At 68.2% G+C, this 16,024-nt stretch carries 14 protein-coding genes and 1 tRNA gene; 6 read left to right on the forward strand and 9 right to left on the reverse strand.

The window, feature by feature from the left end; all coding sequences use genetic code 11:
- Positions 1–26 precede the first annotated feature (26 nt).
- Positions 27–692: a Crp/Fnr family transcriptional regulator gene (locus tag HMP09_RS12560; RefSeq protein WP_176500634.1), complete on the reverse strand. Its 666-nt coding sequence runs from the start codon at positions 690–692 to the stop codon at positions 27–29.
- Positions 693–838: 146 nt separating this feature from the next.
- On the opposite strand from HMP09_RS12560, the gene HMP09_RS12565 reads away from it, so the two are divergent.
- Together HMP09_RS12565 and HMP09_RS12570 are read left to right on the forward strand one after the other, a co-directional pair.
- Complete coding sequence (locus tag HMP09_RS12565) at positions 839–1,609, forward strand: class II aldolase/adducin family protein (RefSeq protein ID WP_176501760.1); 771 nt, start codon at positions 839–841, stop codon at positions 1,607–1,609.
- A 27-nt stretch (positions 1,610–1,636) separates the two neighbouring features.
- Positions 1,637–2,803 carry an alpha-hydroxy-acid oxidizing protein gene (locus HMP09_RS12570; RefSeq protein ID WP_176500635.1) on the forward strand — a complete coding sequence of 389 codons (1,167 nt, stop codon included), beginning with the start codon at positions 1,637–1,639 and terminating at the stop codon, positions 2,801–2,803.
- 10 nt (positions 2,804–2,813) lie between these two features.
- Here HMP09_RS12570 and HMP09_RS12575 read toward each other — a convergent pair whose 3' ends face one another.
- The 8 genes from HMP09_RS12575 to HMP09_RS12610 all read right to left on the reverse strand — a co-directional run bounded on the left by HMP09_RS12575 (position 2,814) and on the right by HMP09_RS12610 (position 10,948).
- Positions 2,814–2,999 carry a Trm112 family protein gene (locus tag HMP09_RS12575; RefSeq protein ID WP_176500636.1) on the reverse strand — a complete coding sequence of 62 codons (186 nt, stop codon included), beginning with the start codon at positions 2,997–2,999 and terminating at the stop codon, positions 2,814–2,816.
- Positions 2,996–3,190, reverse strand: coding sequence for a hypothetical protein (locus HMP09_RS12580; protein WP_176498639.1), 195 nt, complete (start codon positions 3,188–3,190; stop codon positions 2,996–2,998). The genes HMP09_RS12575 and HMP09_RS12580 overlap by 4 nt, the downstream gene beginning before the upstream one ends.
- On the reverse strand, positions 3,187–3,825 hold the full coding sequence (locus HMP09_RS12585) for an LON peptidase substrate-binding domain-containing protein (protein WP_176500637.1): 639 nt from the start codon (positions 3,823–3,825) through the stop codon (positions 3,187–3,189). The genes HMP09_RS12580 and HMP09_RS12585 overlap by 4 nt, the downstream gene beginning before the upstream one ends.
- On the reverse strand, positions 3,822–4,718 hold the full coding sequence (locus HMP09_RS12590; protein ID WP_176501761.1) for a tetratricopeptide repeat protein: 897 nt from the start codon (positions 4,716–4,718) through the stop codon (positions 3,822–3,824). The genes HMP09_RS12585 and HMP09_RS12590 overlap by 4 nt, the downstream gene beginning before the upstream one ends.
- 250 nt (positions 4,719–4,968) lie before the next feature.
- The gene (locus tag HMP09_RS12595) at positions 4,969–8,484 is read right to left on the reverse strand and encodes an error-prone DNA polymerase (RefSeq protein WP_176500638.1); all 3,516 of its coding nucleotides are present in this window, start codon (positions 8,482–8,484) and stop codon (positions 4,969–4,971) included.
- 13 nt (positions 8,485–8,497) lie between these two features.
- Positions 8,498–9,967 (reverse strand): Y-family DNA polymerase, encoded by a 1,470-nt coding sequence (locus HMP09_RS12600; protein WP_232090878.1) that lies wholly within the window; start codon positions 9,965–9,967, stop codon positions 8,498–8,500.
- Positions 9,936–10,718 carry an ImuA family protein gene (locus HMP09_RS12605; RefSeq protein ID WP_176500639.1) on the reverse strand — a complete coding sequence of 261 codons (783 nt, stop codon included), beginning with the start codon at positions 10,716–10,718 and terminating at the stop codon, positions 9,936–9,938. Before HMP09_RS12605 ends, HMP09_RS12600 begins: the two co-directional genes overlap by 32 nt.
- Positions 10,715–10,948 (reverse strand): hypothetical protein, encoded by a 234-nt coding sequence (locus HMP09_RS12610; protein ID WP_176500640.1) that lies wholly within the window; start codon positions 10,946–10,948, stop codon positions 10,715–10,717. Before HMP09_RS12610 ends, HMP09_RS12605 begins: the two co-directional genes overlap by 4 nt.
- Positions 10,949–11,130: 182 nt before the next feature.
- On the opposite strand from HMP09_RS12610, the gene HMP09_RS12615 reads away from it, so the two are divergent.
- From HMP09_RS12615 to HMP09_RS12630, 4 genes are all read left to right on the forward strand, one after another.
- Positions 11,131–11,205, forward strand: a tRNA-Gly gene (locus HMP09_RS12615).
- 449 nt (positions 11,206–11,654) lie between these two features.
- Positions 11,655–12,341, forward strand: coding sequence for an ABC transporter ATP-binding protein (locus tag HMP09_RS12620; protein WP_176500641.1), 687 nt, complete (start codon positions 11,655–11,657; stop codon positions 12,339–12,341).
- A complete protein-coding gene (locus HMP09_RS12625) occupies positions 12,331–14,877 on the forward strand; it encodes an FtsX-like permease family protein (RefSeq protein WP_176500642.1) in 2,547 nt (848 codons plus the stop codon). Before HMP09_RS12620 ends, HMP09_RS12625 begins: the two co-directional genes overlap by 11 nt.
- A complete protein-coding gene (locus HMP09_RS12630) occupies positions 14,877–15,944 on the forward strand; it encodes a lipocalin-like domain-containing protein (RefSeq protein ID WP_176500643.1) in 1,068 nt (355 codons plus the stop codon). The genes HMP09_RS12625 and HMP09_RS12630 overlap by 1 nt, the downstream gene beginning before the upstream one ends.
- Positions 15,945–16,024 lie beyond the last annotated feature (80 nt).

Genomic DNA, 16,024 nt, shown 5'->3' on the forward strand with positions numbered 1-16,024 from the left:
GTGCTGGAGAAGGGCTTGGCGATGCCCTATTCGGTGATGACGCCGCGCAGGCCCGGCAGGTCGAGAATACGCACCTGCGCATAGGCGACCGCGACCAGGCCATCGCGCTCGAACCGCTTCAGGTGCCGGTTGAGCGTCTGGCGCGCGATGCCGACCACGCCGGCAAGCTCCTCCTGCCGGATGGTGATGCGACCGTCCCCCGCCTGCGACGCCCGCATCAGCGCCTGCGCCAGTCGCACCCGGATCGACTGTCCGACGCTCTGCGCGATGAACCGCAACGCGGTGCGTTGATGCGCGCACACGAGCAGGCCGAGATCGCGGTACAGTTCCGGGTCTGCGACCGCCGCCCGCGCAAACGCCGCCACCGGCACGTGCAACAGTCGCGCCGCTCCGAACGCGGTCGCGTCATGTGGTCTGGGATGGCCGTCGAGCGTCGACAGTTCGCCGAACCACGTCCCCGGCCGCACGATCAGCGCGAGGAGTTCCGCACCATTGGCGGACAGCCCCTTCAGCCGGACCTGCCCGTCCAGAACCGCCCACAATCCGTTCGGGGGATCGCCCGACCCATAGATTCGCGCGCCGTTCTCCAGAGCCTCGACCCGCGCCTCCTGCAACAGGCGTTCGCAACGACCCACCGGTATCGCGCCGAACCACGTGTCGGTCGCCAACATCGCATGATCCCGATCGTCCATCGCCCAAGGCTAAGCGAAATTTCGAGATTGTCACCATCGAGACAAGGTTTGCCGAATGCCGGTCGTACAAGGCGTCAAACATAAGGAGGCGGATGATGGCAACGGCATTCAAGGCGATGGAACCGGCCGCGATGGAACCGGCTGCGATGGCGACGGCGGCAACGACGATCAAGGACCAGGTATCGGCCGAGGAATGGGCGCTGCGCGTCGATCTCGCCGCCGCGTACCGGCTGGTGGCGCTGTACGGTTGGGACGATCTGATCTTCACGCATCTGTCGGCGCGCGTGCCTGGCCCCGAGCATCATTTCCTGATCAACCCGTACACGCACATGTTCGAGGAGATCACCGCATCGTCGCTGGTCAAGATCGACGTCGACGGCAACAAGGTCATGGACACCCCTGCCCCGGTCAACCGCGCGGGCTTCGTGATCCACTCGGCGGTCCACGCCGCGCGCCACGACGCGGTCGCGGTGCTGCATCTCCACACCCCGCATGGCCAGGCGGTATCGGCGATGGCCGAAGGGCTGCTCCCGCATACCCAGACAGCGATGATCGCCGGGCACGACGTGGCCTATCACGACTTCGAGGGCATCGCGACGGAACTGGAGGAACGCGAGCGGCTGGTGCGGGATCTGGGCACGAAGAACGCGATGATCCTGCGCAATCACGGCACGCTGACCGTCGGCGAGTCCGTACCGCAGGCGTTCCTGCGGATGTATTTCCTGGAGCGCGCCTGCGAGGCCCAGGTCCTGATGCTCAGCGCTGGTCGCGAGAATCTGAACTCCCCGAACCAGGGTGTCGCCGAGAAGGTCGAGGGGCAATCGAGCGGCACCGGGATGCGCATGCTCGCCGATGGTCTTGCCTGGCCCGCGCTGCTGCGCAAGCTCGACCGCGTCAATCCGGGCTATCGGGACTGACCGCAACCGGTTTCGGAAGGGCATTTCATGCCGCATTACGGCGATTACCAGAACGCGATCTATTTCGCCGGCCTCGCCGGTGTCGTCCCAAAGGTCCCGGTCGATTTCGCATCGCTCGAGGCTCGGGCGGCAGCCGCCTTGCCGCCGTCGGTGCTGGGCTATCTGCAGGGCGGGTGCGGCGACGAATTTACGCAACGCCAGAATGCCGAGGCGTTCCAGCACTGGGGCATGATGCCGCGGATGATGGTCGATGCCACGCGGCGCGACCTGTCGATCGACCTGTTCGGGATGACGCTGCCCAGCCCGATCTTCATGAGCCCGGTCGGGATCAACGGGCTGTGCACGCAGGACGGGCACGGCGACCTCGCCGCCGCGCAGGCGGCCGCACTCACCGGCGTCCCGCTGATCCAGTCCACGCTGTCGAACGATCCGCTCGAGGACGTCGCTGCGGCGATGGGCGACACGCCCGGCTTCTTCCAGCTCTACACGCCCAAGGACACGCCGCTCGCCGAAAGCCTCGTCCACCGTGCCGAGGCGGCAGGGTACAAGGCGATCGTCGTCACGCTCGACACTTGGGTGACCGGCTGGCGTCCACGCGACCTGAACGTCGCGAACTTTCCGCAACTGCGCGGCCATGTGCTGGAGACGTACTTCAGCGACCCGGTCTTCCGCGCGATGCTGGCCAAGCCACCGCGCGAGGATCTGCCCGCGGCGGTGCGGCAATGGGCCGGGACGTTCGGCAAGGTCCTGACATGGGACGACATGCCGTGGCTGCGATCGATGACGTCGCTGCCGATCGTCCTGAAGGGAATATGCCATCCCGACGACGCCCGCCGTGCGATCGATCTGGGTGCGGACGCGATCTACTGCTCCAACCATGGCGGCCGGCAGGCGAATGGCGGGATCGCCGCGATCGACATGCTGCCCGCGGTCGTCGAGGCGAGCGGAACCGTACCGGTGCTGTTCGATTCCGGCATCCGCTCGGGCAGCGACGTGGTCAAGGCGCTCGCACTCGGCGCCACTGCGGTCGGGATCGGCCGGCCCTACACCTATGGCCTGGCGCTCGACGGCGCGAACGGCGCCGCGCACGTGCTGAAATGCATCCTCGCCGAAGCCGACCTGCTGATGGCGGTGAACGGCTACCCGACGCTCGCCGCCGTCCGAGAAGCCGGAGCAACGCGGATGGGCCGCTGACGCCGGACGGTCAGGCGGCGGTGTCGTCGATCCGGCGTGCCTCTTCGATCAGCATCACGGGCACGCCGTCGCGGATCGGATAGGCCAGACCTGCCGCATCGGAGATCAGCTCCTGCGCGGCGTCGTCATAGCGAAGCGGCGTGCGCGTCATCGGGCAGACGAGCCGTTCGAGCAGCCACGGATTCAGAGGCGTCATCGTCCAACGCCTTCGCCGCGTGACGGCGGCGCCGCGGCGGCCTGGGCGATGCGACTGGATTCGCTGCCGATCCGCCGCTGCGTCGCGACGTGTTCGATCGCGGTGATCTTCTTGGGGTCGAACAGATTGGCGAAGAACATGCCGATCATCATCACGGCACCGTGCGCGCGCCCCTTGCCGGGCGACGTCACTGCAACGTCACCGATTCGTCGCCATCGTGCCGGCCGAAGAACTGCATCAGCTGGATGATCAGTTCGGCACGCTGTTCGATATCCGGCGCTTCGAGCAACGCCTGCTTCGCGGCGGCATCGAACGGCGCGATCTGCGCGATGCCGTTGACCAGGCTTTCGTCGTCGAGCCGCCCGACCGCATCCCAATCGACCGCATAACCCTGCACGTCCGCAAACCGGCGCGACTCCAGTTCCAGCGAAGACCGGCGCCCGAGCGACAGCGAGTCGTCCTCGATCAACGGCAGCAACTCGGCCTCGACCTGGCGGAACGCCGTCGTCACATCGAGCTCGCGGACGATCCGGAACAGCGCGATCCCCTCCAGCACGACGTTGTAGCGCCCGTCGTCGAGCGCCTCGACCTCGGCGATCTTGCCGACGCAGCCAATGTCATACAGCGCATCCGCATCGTCATGCGGTCCGCCCCGCGGCTGGATCATCCCGATCCGCCGGTCGCGCGCCATCGCGTCGCTGATCATCGCCCGATAGCGCGGCTCGAACATGTGCAGCGGCAGGTGCATGCCGGGGAACAGAAGCGCCCCCGGCAGCGGGAAGATCGACAGACGCGTGGTGGCGCGGGGAGGCGACTCGGTGGTCATCCGAACAGGATCGCAGACAGACGCCGTCGCTGTCCAGAGACCCACGGGTCCTCGAGCCCGACGACCTCGAACAATTTGAGCAACTGCGTGCGCGCCGCGCCCTCGTTCCAGTCGCGCTCGGCGGCGATGATGCCGAGGAACGTGTCGGCGGCGGCATCGCGGTCGTTCGCCGCCATCTGGCCGTTGGCGAGCGCGAAGCGGGCATGCAGGTCGTCGGGGGTCGCCTCGACCGCAGCAAGCAACGGCGAGAGGTCTTCAACGGGAGGCGCCGACTGCGCGAGCGCGAGCGCCGCCTGCGCGCGGTGGATCGCCGGGTCCTTGGCGATCGCCGGATCGAGGTTCGCCAGCCAGTCGGTCGCCTCGTCGAGTTGCCCGGTCGCGACCAATGCACGGACGAAGCCGGCATGGACCTGCGGATGCTCGGGCGCGATCTCGGCGATCTCGCGGAAAATCCCAAGCGCGCGCTCGCCGTCGCCCTCGGCCAAGGCCTCTTCGCCCACCGCGATCAGCGGCTCGACGTCAGGCGCCGCGTCCGTCGCGTCGGCTTCGATCGGCAACTGCTTGAGCAACTGGTCGAGGATCACGCGCAGCTGCGATTCGGTGCGTGCGCTGGTCATGTCGGCGACCAGCTGGCCCTGGAACATCGCATAGACGGTCGGGATCGACTTGATCTGGAATTGCGCGGCGATGAACTGGTTCTTGTCGGTATCGACCTTCGCCAGCACGACGCCCTTGTCGGCATAGTCCGCGGCGACCTTTTCGAGCGTCGGGGTCAGTGCCTTGCACGGCCCGCACCATTCGGCCCAGAAATCGATGATCACGAGCTTCGTCATCGACGGTTCGACGACATCGCGACGAAACGCCTCGACGGCATCCTTCTCCGCGGGGGACATTCCAAGCGTGGCCAAGTTCAACTCCCGTATTGCACTGCGCGCTATTTGGGGGCGCGCGCGATGAATGCCACCTCTAGGATGGATCGGTACGCACGACAAACCGCGCTTATTACGCGTTACCCACCGTTTTCCTGCGCACGCAGGAATCCAGGGCCAAGCAGATAACCACGTGCGGCGCTCGAAACCCTGGGCTCCTGCTTTCGCAGGAGAACGAGGCGCAGAGGCCCCGCATTGGCCGTGATGACGGCGCTCAATGAAAATCGCGCGACTTAGGCAGGACGCGAACGTCGCGCGGATGCGTCGCGCGGGGATGTCGTTCGCGAGCGTCCGGACTGCGCGTCAGTACCGGCCGGATCACCTCGTCGACGCGTGCAAGCGGCGGCTCCAGCGCATGATCTTCCGACAACAGCCGCAACATCTCGGTGCGATCCTGCACGCGCGCGGTCATCAAATGCGTGACGCCTTCCTCGCTGCGCTGGATCACGCCCTCCAGCACCATCAGCCGCGACGCCATCACCGCGCGGCGATTGGCCTCGAAATCGCGCGCCCACATCAGCCCGTTGGTGATCCCGGTCTCGTCCTCGATCGTCACGAAGATCGCATTGCCCTTGCCCGGCCGCTGGCGGACCAGCACCACGCCCGCGACCTTCGCGCGGCGGCCGTCCTTGGTGGCGTTGGCCTGCGCGCTCGACAGGACGCCTTCCGCTGCGAACCGCGCGCGGAGGAATTGCATCGGATGCGCCTTCAGCGACAGCCGCGTCGTCTGGTAATCCGCCGCCACCTGCTCGGACAGCGGCATGGCGGGCAGATGCGCGTCGGGCTCGGCTCCGAGTTCGGGCACCTCCGCCGCGGCGAAGAGCGCGAGCTGCTTGGGCGGGGTCCGGCGCACGTCCCACAACGCCTCGCGCCGCGGCTTGGCGACCGAGCGGAACGCGTCGGCATCGGCGAGCAGGTTCATCGCCCGCTGCGGCAGGTTCGCGCGGCGAGCGAGGTCCTCGATGCTGGCGAACGGCGTGGTCCGAACGCGGACGATCTCGTCGGCCCAGTCCTGACGGAACCCATCGACCTGCCGGAACCCAAGCCGCAAATCCTCCCCGGTACGGAGAGGGGGACCATCCGCAGGATGGTGGAGGGGGGCCGCCGCGGACGTTCCGCCTGGAAGGGTGGCAGGCGCAAACGCGCCGTCCGCAACGGGCCCGGCCGCAAGCGATCCGTCCGTGGAAGCCCCCCTCCACCCCGCTTTGCGCGGTCCCCCTCCCCGTGCCGGGGAGGATTCGAGCGTGCTGTCCCACGCGCTGGCATTCACATCGACCGGCAGCACCGTTACGCCGTGCTCGGCCGCATCGCGCACCAGCTGCGCGGGCGCGTAAAACCCCATCGGCTGCGAATTGAGCAGCGCGCAGCAGAACACCGCGGGGTGGAAGCATTTGATCCACGACGACACATAGACCAGCCGCGCGAACGACAGCGCATGGCTCTCCGGAAACCCGTACGATCCGAACCCCTCGATCTGCTTGAAACAGCGCTCGGCAAACTCCGCCTGATAGCCGCGCGCGACCATCCCGCCGATCAGCTTGGCCTGGAAATTGTCCATGCCGCCCACCTTGCGGAACGTCGCCATCGACTTGCGGAGCTGGTTCGCCTCGTTCGGCGTGAACCCCGCCGCGACGATCGCCAGCTTCATCGCCTGTTCCTGGAACAGCGGCACGCCGTAGGTGAAGCGCAGCAGCTGCTGCAGCTCGTCGGGCGGCCCGAATTTCGGATCGGGGGAGGGGAATTCGACCTTCTCCTTGCCGCTGCGCCGCCGGAGATACGGATGGACCATGTCGCCCTCGATCGGCCCAGGCCGGACGATCGCGACCTGCACGACCAGATCGTACAGCACGCGGGGGCGGAGCCTTGGCAGCATGTTGATCTGCGCGCGGCTCTCGACCTGGAACACGCCGATGCTGTCGCCCTTACACAGCATGTCGTACACGCGCGGGTCCTCGGCGACCGCGATCGTGTCGAGCAGATGATCGCCGTGGCCATGCTGGCGCATCAGGTCGAACGCCTTGCGGATGCAGGTGAGCATCCCGAGCGCGAGGATGTCGACCTTCATCAGCCCGAGCGCGTCGATATCGTCCTTGTCCCATTCGATGAAGGTGCGGTCCTCCATCGCGCCGTTATTGATCGGCACCATCTCGTCGAGCCGGCCCTGCGTCAGCACGAACCCGCCGACATGCTGCGACAGATGGCGCGGGAATTCGAGCAGCCGGTCGACCATCCCGCGAAGCCGGGCGATCTCCGGATTGTCGACGTCGAACCCGGTTTCGGCAAAGCGCTGTTCCTGGAACCGGCTTGAGAAACTCCCCCACACCGTGCTCGTCAGCCGCTGCGTCACGTCTTCGGTAAGCCCCAGCGCCTTGCCGACCTCGCGTACCGTGCTCTTGGGCCGGTAATGGATCACGGTCGCGGCGATCGCGGCGCGCTCGCGGCCATAGCGGCGATAGATATACTGCATCACCTCCTCGCGCCGCTCATGCTCGAAGTCGACATCGATATCGGGCGGCTCGTCGCGCTCGCTCGACACGAACCGCGAGAAGAGCAGGTCGTATTTCATCGGATCGACCGACGTGACGCCGAGGAGGTAGCAGACCACGGAATTGGCGGCCGATCCGCGCCCCTGGCACAGGATCGGCGGGTCCTGCGCGCGCGCGAACCGGACGATGTCGTGCACCGTCAGGAAGTAATAGGCGTATTTGCGCTCGCGGATCAGCACGAACTCCTCGTACAGGAGCTTCAGCATCTTCTCGGGCACGCTATAGTCATAGCGATCGAGCGCGATCTGCCAGACCATATGCTCCAGCCAGTCCTGCGCGTCCCACCCCGCTGGAATCGGCTCGTGCGGATATTCGTATTTCAGGTCGTCGAGCGTGAAGGCGATCCGTGACAGCAGCCGTGCGCTCTGCGCCACCGCGTCGGAGCGATCGCGGAACAGCCGTACGATCTCGTCCTCTGGCTTCAGGTGCCGCTCGCCGTTCGCGGCCAGCAGGCGCCCCGCCTTGTGGATCGTCGTGCGCTCGCGAATGCAGGTGACGACGTCGTGCAGGTCGCGGTCGTCGGGATAGGCATAGAGCGCGTCGGTCGTAGCGAGCACGGGAACGCTCGCCGCATCGGCGATGCGGCCAAGCCGCGCCAGTCGCCGCCGATCGCGACCACCACGCGGCATCGTCACGCCCAGCCAGATCGAGTCCGATCCCAGTCGCCTGACCGCACGAAGGACCGTCGCCAGATCGCGCTCTTTCCGTTCGGGTAGCGCGTCGCCGTCCGGCAGCGGCGACACCGGCGTCGCACCGCGCGCGCTGCTCTCGGGCATCACCACCAGCATCATGTCGGCGTGATGCGCGATCAGGTCTCCCAGCCCGAGGATGCAGCCGCCCTTTTCGGCACGGCGATTGCCGACCGTCAGCAGCCGAGTCAGCAGCCCCCAGCCACGGCGTGTCGCCGGGTAGGCGACGATGTCGGGCGTACCGTCCTCGAACACGAGCCGCGCGCCGACCACAAGCCGGAAGTCGATCGGCGGCATCCCCATGCCCAGCAGGCCGTCGCGGGCCTTCTTCAACGCCTGATGCGCGCGGACCACGCCCGCCACGGTGTTACGATCGACGATCCCGATCCCGCCGAGCCCGAGCTCCACCGCGCGGCCGACCATCGCGCCCGCATCGCTGGCCCCGTCGAGGAACGAGAAATTGGTCGCCGCGACCAGTTCGGCGAACCCGGTCATGACACGGGAGGGGTCACGCGAACACGCCGTGGAGGTACCAGCGCGGTGCCTCCATCTCGGTGTACAGCCCATGGCGGAAGATCCAGAAGCGTCGTCCGCGGCGGTCTTCGATCCGGTAGTAATCGCGCGTCGGGATATCCTCGCGCCGCCACCATTCGCCCGCGATCCGCTCCGGCCCCTCGCTGTGCGCGACGTCGTGGACGGTGCGGCGCCAACGGAAGCGGTGTGGCGGGCCGTCGGGGACCTCCGCCAGCATCGATTCGATCGGTTGAGGCGGGTCGAACAGGTAGATCGGGCGGAGCGGCGGCTCGCCGGTTTCGGGCGCGACCCACGGCGTCGGGGCCGGTGCGTCGGCCGCCGGAAGCATCAGCTCGGCCTGTTCCGGAATATGACTGTCGCGGGCGGAGAACCGGCGCACGCGCGCCCGGCCCAGACGCGTGCCGAGCTGGTCGACGAGTTGCGCCACCTCCCCCTTTTGCGCCTCGCCACCCTCCAGCTTCAGTTGCGACGCATCGAACTTCTCGGCCAACGCGACATCAAGCCGCACCAGGTCATAGCCGAACCCAGGATCGAGCGGATCGGCAAGGCTGTCGATCCGCTCGCGGAACAGCCGCATCAACAGCGCCACGTCGCGCGTGGGCTGGCCGGTCTCGATCCGCAGCCGCTGGACGAGGCCATCCGCCCGGAACAACCGCGCCTCCCACCGCCGCCCGCCCTCATGACGATCCGCCAGCTGGCCCGCCGCTTCGGTGGCGAGCTCGGCCAGCATCTCCAGCGCATATTCGGTGCGCGCGATCGGCTCCGCGAAGCGACGCTCGACCCCGATCTTGGGCACCGTGCGCCGCGCGACGATCGGCCCTTTCACGGAACCGTCGAGCCGGCGGATCATCATCGCCGCCTCCTCGCCGAACCGCGCCGCGATCACGCTAAGCGGCCGCGCCATCACGTCGCCGACCGTCTTCAGCCCGGCACGCGACAAGGCGGTGGTCGCATCCTCGTCGAGGCCCAGTGCGGCCACGGGCAGCCGCTTGACCGCGCGCTTTTCATCCGGCGCAGGGGCGCCCGCATAGCGCGCCAGCGCGCGCGCCGTATCGGGGGTATCGCCGAACGCATGGCGTACCAGCAGGCCCCGCCGCGCGAGGCGCTCCTCCAGATCGGCGGCAAGGCGACGTTCGCCCTCGAACTCGTGCACGCACCCGGCGATATCGAGGATCAGCCCATCGGGTTCGTCGAGCGCGACCGACGGCGTGTATCGCTGGCATCCGTCCGCGAGCCGCTCGAGCCATTCGTGATCGGCATGCGCGTCATGCTCATACACTTCGAGCTCCGGCACCCGCGCCCGCGCATCGGCTAGCGTCAGCCCGGGCTGGAGCCCTGCCCGCACCGCCTCTCGGTCGAGCGCCTTGAGCCGGACTCCGCCCGAGACCGTCTCGACGAATGCGATCGGCGTTTCAGCCCGTCCGACGAACAGATGCGGCCGCATCGTCCGCAGCCGCTCGATCGGCAGCCACGGGAATACCAGCGCCAGGTAGCGCCGCGGAATCACCAGAGGCGAAGGCGGTTTGGTCGAAGATATACGCGTCACGGTCCCACTCCACACGCCAGCGAAGCCCGGCCTGGCCTCCGCGTCGGCGCAGCAATTCGATGTCGAAGGCAGGTTTGCCCGGTGCGTCGGCCTCCAGCGGTCGCGAACGGCACGCGGCCACCTGCCAGCGCGATGCTGCGGCACTCGGCACCGGATCTGCACCGATGCGTAAACTCAGGATCGTCACGCCCGAGGCTTCGGCGGCCAGCATCAGCCGCCGCGTCGCGGTCAGGTCGATCTTCGGCGCACGACCCCAGGACTCGATCAAGAGCGTCCCCAGCCCGTGGCACCGCGCGGCATCGGCGGCCGCACGCAGCAAACCCGCCTCGTCCTCGACCAGCCCCAGCACCAGCGACGTCACGTCGAGACCCATCTCGACCAGCCCTGTCGCATGCAGCCGCCCGCCCTGTCGCTCGCTCGCCTCGGTCCGCAGCCACATCACCGGTGCCGCGCGCGCTGCCAGAACCGACGCCACGGCAAACCCCGCGCCACTCGCCGAATCATCGACCGTCGCGAAAACCTCGTGCAACTGCGCCTTCGCCATACCCTGCGTCAGCCACGCATCATCCGCACGGCCATCGCCCTGGGTCGGCATTCCCGTCGTGGCGATCCGCTTCAGGCGGGCGATCAGGGCGGACGACTCGTTCACAATTGTTCTTGTAATGTTCTAGTGTCGGAGTCGCCAAGCGGAATCTTTTCTGCCGGTCGATCAAAGGCTGCGATCACCGCTGATAAACCACCATAATACCGCTCTTCCGTCGCTCGCAGATGATGCACGTATCGGTTCGTCGATTTCGTTGGCACGCAGATCGGTGCGGTCGCCCGGACGATCCGGGTGAGCGCGAACTTCCGTTTCTGATCGGCAATACGGAACGCCACGTCCTAACGAGGCCCGTGGTTGCGGACGGCATCGCCCCCGCTTTTCCATGTTCCCCAGACCCCAGCCCGTCACATTTTTACACGAAGAATGCAGAAGGCGCTTGCCGTCCCGGAAACACCGGGCTAACAGCGCGCCTCACCCAGTCACCGTGTCGCTTCAGACCGGAGACATAGGCGCCAGAGCGGGCGTAGCTCAGGGGTAGAGCACAACCTTGCCAAGGTTGGGGTCGAGGGTTCGAATCCCTTCGCCCGCTCCAGTTTTCTACAGTGATACATCCACTTAGAGGCTGGCCGCCGAGGCCGAGGGTACCAATCCACAGCTTTGGGTAACGCTGGGTAACGCAGAATGATTCGCGCGCTGCTGCCGACCAGCGGCTTGTGCCACTGCAACCCAGGTCACAAACGCGCAACGAACCGGTCCCATATGACAGGAGCCGGCACAGGGGCCGTCGCCGCATCGAGAGTGTGTTCGGCACCTACGAACAAAGCCATCTGCGGACCAAGGTGCCGATCTTTCAGGATGTACGGATGTGGCGTCGCTGAAGGGCGAACGCCTCGGACGACATGCTGTTCGCGGACGGCAAAAGCGAGATCGTGCTCCTAATGCGGCAGTTCATGCCGATCCGAGACGACGCTTCGACTATACCCGGCGCCTCCCGCAAACTCGACGCTTGCGGAGCTACCCAAGCTATTGCACGGACTGGGCATGCGTGACGCCCCTCCCCTTCTCGCGGTCCGTGCGCTCGGCAAGTCGGTGCCGGGGCCGCGGCGGTTGTTCCGGCATCTGGAGCTCGACGTCGGCGCGGGCGAACTGGTCGCGATCATCGGCGAATCGGGGGTCGGCAAATCGACGCTGCTCAACATCCTTGCCGGGCTGGACGAGGCGGACGACGGCAGCGTGGCGATCGACGGGATCGCCCTCGGCACGCTCGACGAGACCGCGCGGACTCGGTTGCGGCGCGAACGGATCGGCTTCGTCTTCCAGGCCTTCCACATCCTTCCCTATCTGACATTGCGCCAGAACGTCGCGCTGCCGCTGGCGCTCGTCTCGCCGGACAAGGAAGCGGCATCGGCGCGTGCGGAAGAGATGCTGAATGCCGTGGGCCTGGACGGTCGCGGCGACGGGTATGCGCGCGACCTGTCGGGGGGCGAGTTGCAGCGCGTGGCGATCGCCCGTGCGCTTGTCCACCGCCCCGCGCTGATCCTCGCCGACGAGCCGACCGGCAACCTCGATCCGGAGACCGCCGCCCGCGTGCTGTCGCTGTTCGCCGATGCGGTGCGCGGCAATGGTGCGGCGGGCGTGATGGTGACGCATTCGGACGCGAGTGCGGCGATCGCCGACCGGGTGCTGACGCTGGGCGCCGAAGGACTGGTGGAGCGGCGTGGCGGCTGAGCGCGACCTGCAATCAGGGTCCAGACTCTGGTCGGGACGTCTCGGGCTCGGCTGGCTGATCGCGGGCGAGTGGCGGTTCCACCCTGCCCGCTTCCTGTTGACGGCGGTGGCGATCGCGGTCGGCGTGGCGCTCGGCTTTGCGGTGCATCTCGTCAACGGATCGGCGCTGGCGTCGTTCGATGGCGCGATGCGCGGCGTCAGCGGTGCCGCCGAACTGTCGGTTCGCGCGACCAGCCCGCTCGGCTTCGACGAACGCCTATATCCCCGCGTCGCGCGTGCCGACGGGGTCGGCGATGCCAGCCCGGTGCTCCGCCTTGATGCGCGGATCGGGACGGCGCGACTGACACTGCTGGGTGTCGACGTGATCCGTGCGGCCGCGGTGACGCCGTCGCTGATCGGCATCCGTCCGCGCGGTCCCGATACCGGCAATGATGCGGCGTTCGATGAGTCCGCGCTGTTCCTGTCGCGCGCGGCCATGGCTCAAATTGGCGCTAGGGTCGGGACGCGGATCGTCGTCGTCGCCAATGGCCGGTCGGTGCCGCTGCGCGTGGCGGGCACGCTGCCGGCGACGGACGAATCGACCGCGGTCGGCGTCATGGATATCGCCGCGGCGCAGTGGCGGTTCGGGCGTCTCGGGCGGATCGACCGGCTCGACCTGGCGCTATCGGATCGCGCGACTGCGGAACCGGCGTTGCGCGCGATTTTGCCGGCGGACGCGATCCTGTCGACCGCAGAGACGCAGAACGCACAGGGCGATGCCCTGTCGCGTGCGTACCGCGTCAATCTCGACATGCTGGCACTGGTCGCGCTGCTGACCGGCGGTTTCCTCGTCTATTCGGCGCAGTCGCTGTCGGTGGTGCGGCGGCAACGCGCGTTCGCGCTGCTCCGGACGCTGGGCATGCCGCGCGCCGGGATCATCGCCGCAGTCGTCATCGAAGGCCTTGCGATCGGCCTGGTCGGCGCCGCGGCGGGATTGGCGGCAGGATACGGCCTAGCATGGGCGGCGCTCCACTGGTTCGGCGGCGATCTCGGGGCGGGCTATTTCGCTGGCGGGGCGGCGCGCGTCGTGATCCAGCCCGGCGCGGCGATCGGGTTCTTCGCGCTCGGCCTGCTCGCGGCGATCCTCGGCAGTGCATTGCCCGCCCGCGTCGCGGCGCGGGCTGCACCCGCTGCCGCGCTCAAGAACGCGGGCGACGTGCTCGATCCGCGGCGGGCGGTCGCGTGGTGGCCCGCCGCCGCATTGCTCGTCGCAGGCGGTGTCGCGTCCTTATTGCCCGCAATAGCAGGCCTACCGCTGTTCGGTTTCCTGGGGATGGCGCTGATGCTCGCGGGCGGGGTTGCCGGCGTGCCGTGGTTCGCGCGCGCGCTGCTGACCCCGCTGGCGCGGCGGACGCGGGGCAGCGTGCCGGACCTGCTCGCGGTCCGCCATCTCCACGGTGCGCCCGGCGAAGCGGCGACCGCGTTGTGCGGGATCGTCGCGTCGACCGCGCTGATGATCGCGATGGCGACGATGGTGACGAGCTTCCGCGGCGCGGTCGACGAATGGCTCAACCAAGTGCTCGGCGCGGACCTATATCTGCGTACCACCGCCGGCGCGACGTTCGATCCGGCGACCCGCACCCGCATCGCGGGGACACCCGGTATCGCCCGCATCGCCTTCAGCCGCCAGATCCCGCTGACCATCGCCGCGGATCGCCCACCGGTCAGCCTGATCGCGCGACCCGAGCGCGGCGGCCGCGATCCGTTGCTGGTGCTCATCGATCGCGGTCCGCCGGTGCCCAGGGGCGTGCTGCCGGTCTGGGTCTCCGAGCCGGCGCACCGCCTGTACGGCTGGGATCCGGGCGAACGCATCACGCTGCCGATCGCCGGCCGCACGCAGTTCATGGTCGCCGGCATATGGCGCGATTACGGGCGCCAGGCGGGCGCGGTGCTGATCGACGAGGGCGATTACCAGCGTCTCACCGGCGACGACCGCCGCGACGAGATTTCCGCCATGATCCTGCCCGGTGCGGATGCGGCGAAGGTCGCGCAGGCGATGACCGATCGCCTGTCCGCCGACCTGCGTCCCCAGGTCGAGGTCGGCCAGCCGGCGACGCTACGCAAGCTGGCGCTGACACTGTTCGACCGCAGTTTTGCGGTCACCTATCTGCTGGAGGCGGTGGCGATCCTGGTCGGGTTGGCAGGCGTGGCGGCGACGATGTCGGCGCAGACGATCGCGCGCGAACGCGAATTCGGAATGCTCCGGCATCTCGGCCTCACCCGCGGCCAGCTCACCAGGATGCTCGCCACCGAAGGCGCGATCGTCGGGCTGACCGGCGCACTTGCGGGGATCGGGCTCGGCCTGATCCTGTCGCAGGTGCTGATCCACGTGATCAACCCGCAGTCGTTCAACTGGACGATGACCACGCGGATTCCGGTCGGCACGCTGATCGGCGTGGCGACCGCGCTGACCGGCGCGGCGGCGGCGACCGCGATGCTGGCGGGGCGGCGTGCGACGGCGAAGAGCGCGGTACAGTCGGTGCGGGAGGATTGGTGATGCTGCGACTCCGGGCCCTGCTCGGCTGGATCGCCGCGATCGGTGTCGCCGCGCCGGCCGCGACCCCCTATCCAGTGGTGCGGCCGGGGATCAGCCTGCGCTTTCCGGCGGATCACGGCGCGCACCCGGCGTTTCGCACCGAATGGTGGTACGTCACCGGCTGGCTGCGGACCGAGGACGGCAAGGATCTCGGCTTCCAGGTGACGTTCTTCCGCACGCGCCCGCCGGTCGACCCGCGCAATCCGAGCCGGTTCGCCGCGCGCCAGGTGCTGTTCGCGCACGCCGCACTGTCCGATCCGACCACCGGCAAGCTGCTGCACGGCGAGCAGGCGGCACGCGATGGCTTCGGTCTCGCGCAGGCGCGTACCGGCGATGCCGACGTTGCGATCCGCGACTGGCGATTGCGCCGCGCAGGGAATGGCCGCTGGACGACGCGCGTCAACGCCGACGGCTTCGGGCTGGCGCTCGACTTCCAGCCGACGCAGCCGCCCCTGCCGCAGGGGATCGGCGGCTATAGCCGCAAGGGACCGCGCCCCGAGGAGGCGAGCTATTATTATTCGGTGCCGCATCTGCGCGTGACTGGCCGCGTGCGCCGCGGCACGGGCACGGTCGCGGTGACCGGCGAGGCGTGGCTGGACCGCGAATGGTCGTCCAACTATCTCGCGCCCGCCGCGCAAGGCTGGGACTGGACCGGGCTCAATTTCGACGACGGCTCCGCGCTGATGGCGTTCCGCATCCGGCGCAAGGGCGGCGGCACAGTCTGGACGGGCGGTTCGCTCCGCCGCGCCGACGGCAGCATGACGATGTTCGGCCCTAACGACGTCGCCTTCCGCCCGCTGGCGACATGGCGGAGCAAGGCGACCGGGGCGGTGTATCCAGTCTCGCAGGAATTGAGCGTCCGCGTCGCCGGCGGCATCCAGCGCTGGCGCCTGGTCCCGATGTTCGCCGCGCAGGAACTCGACGCCCGGCGCAGCGGCCTGCCGGTCTATTGGGAGGGCGCGGTTCGCACCCGCGGCGGTCGCGGCTATCTCGAACTGACCGGCTACGAGCGCGCGCTGGAGATGTGAGCCCGCAAAATTTGCGGCGGCGGCGGACGAAACGCGCGCCAGCGCGTTGAGGTCGCTCGAACCGAAACGGGAGAGGACCG

Source organism: Sphingomonas sp. HMP9 (genome assembly GCF_013374115.1).
In the GTDB taxonomy this organism is placed as follows: domain Bacteria; phylum Pseudomonadota; class Alphaproteobacteria; order Sphingomonadales; family Sphingomonadaceae; genus Sphingomonas.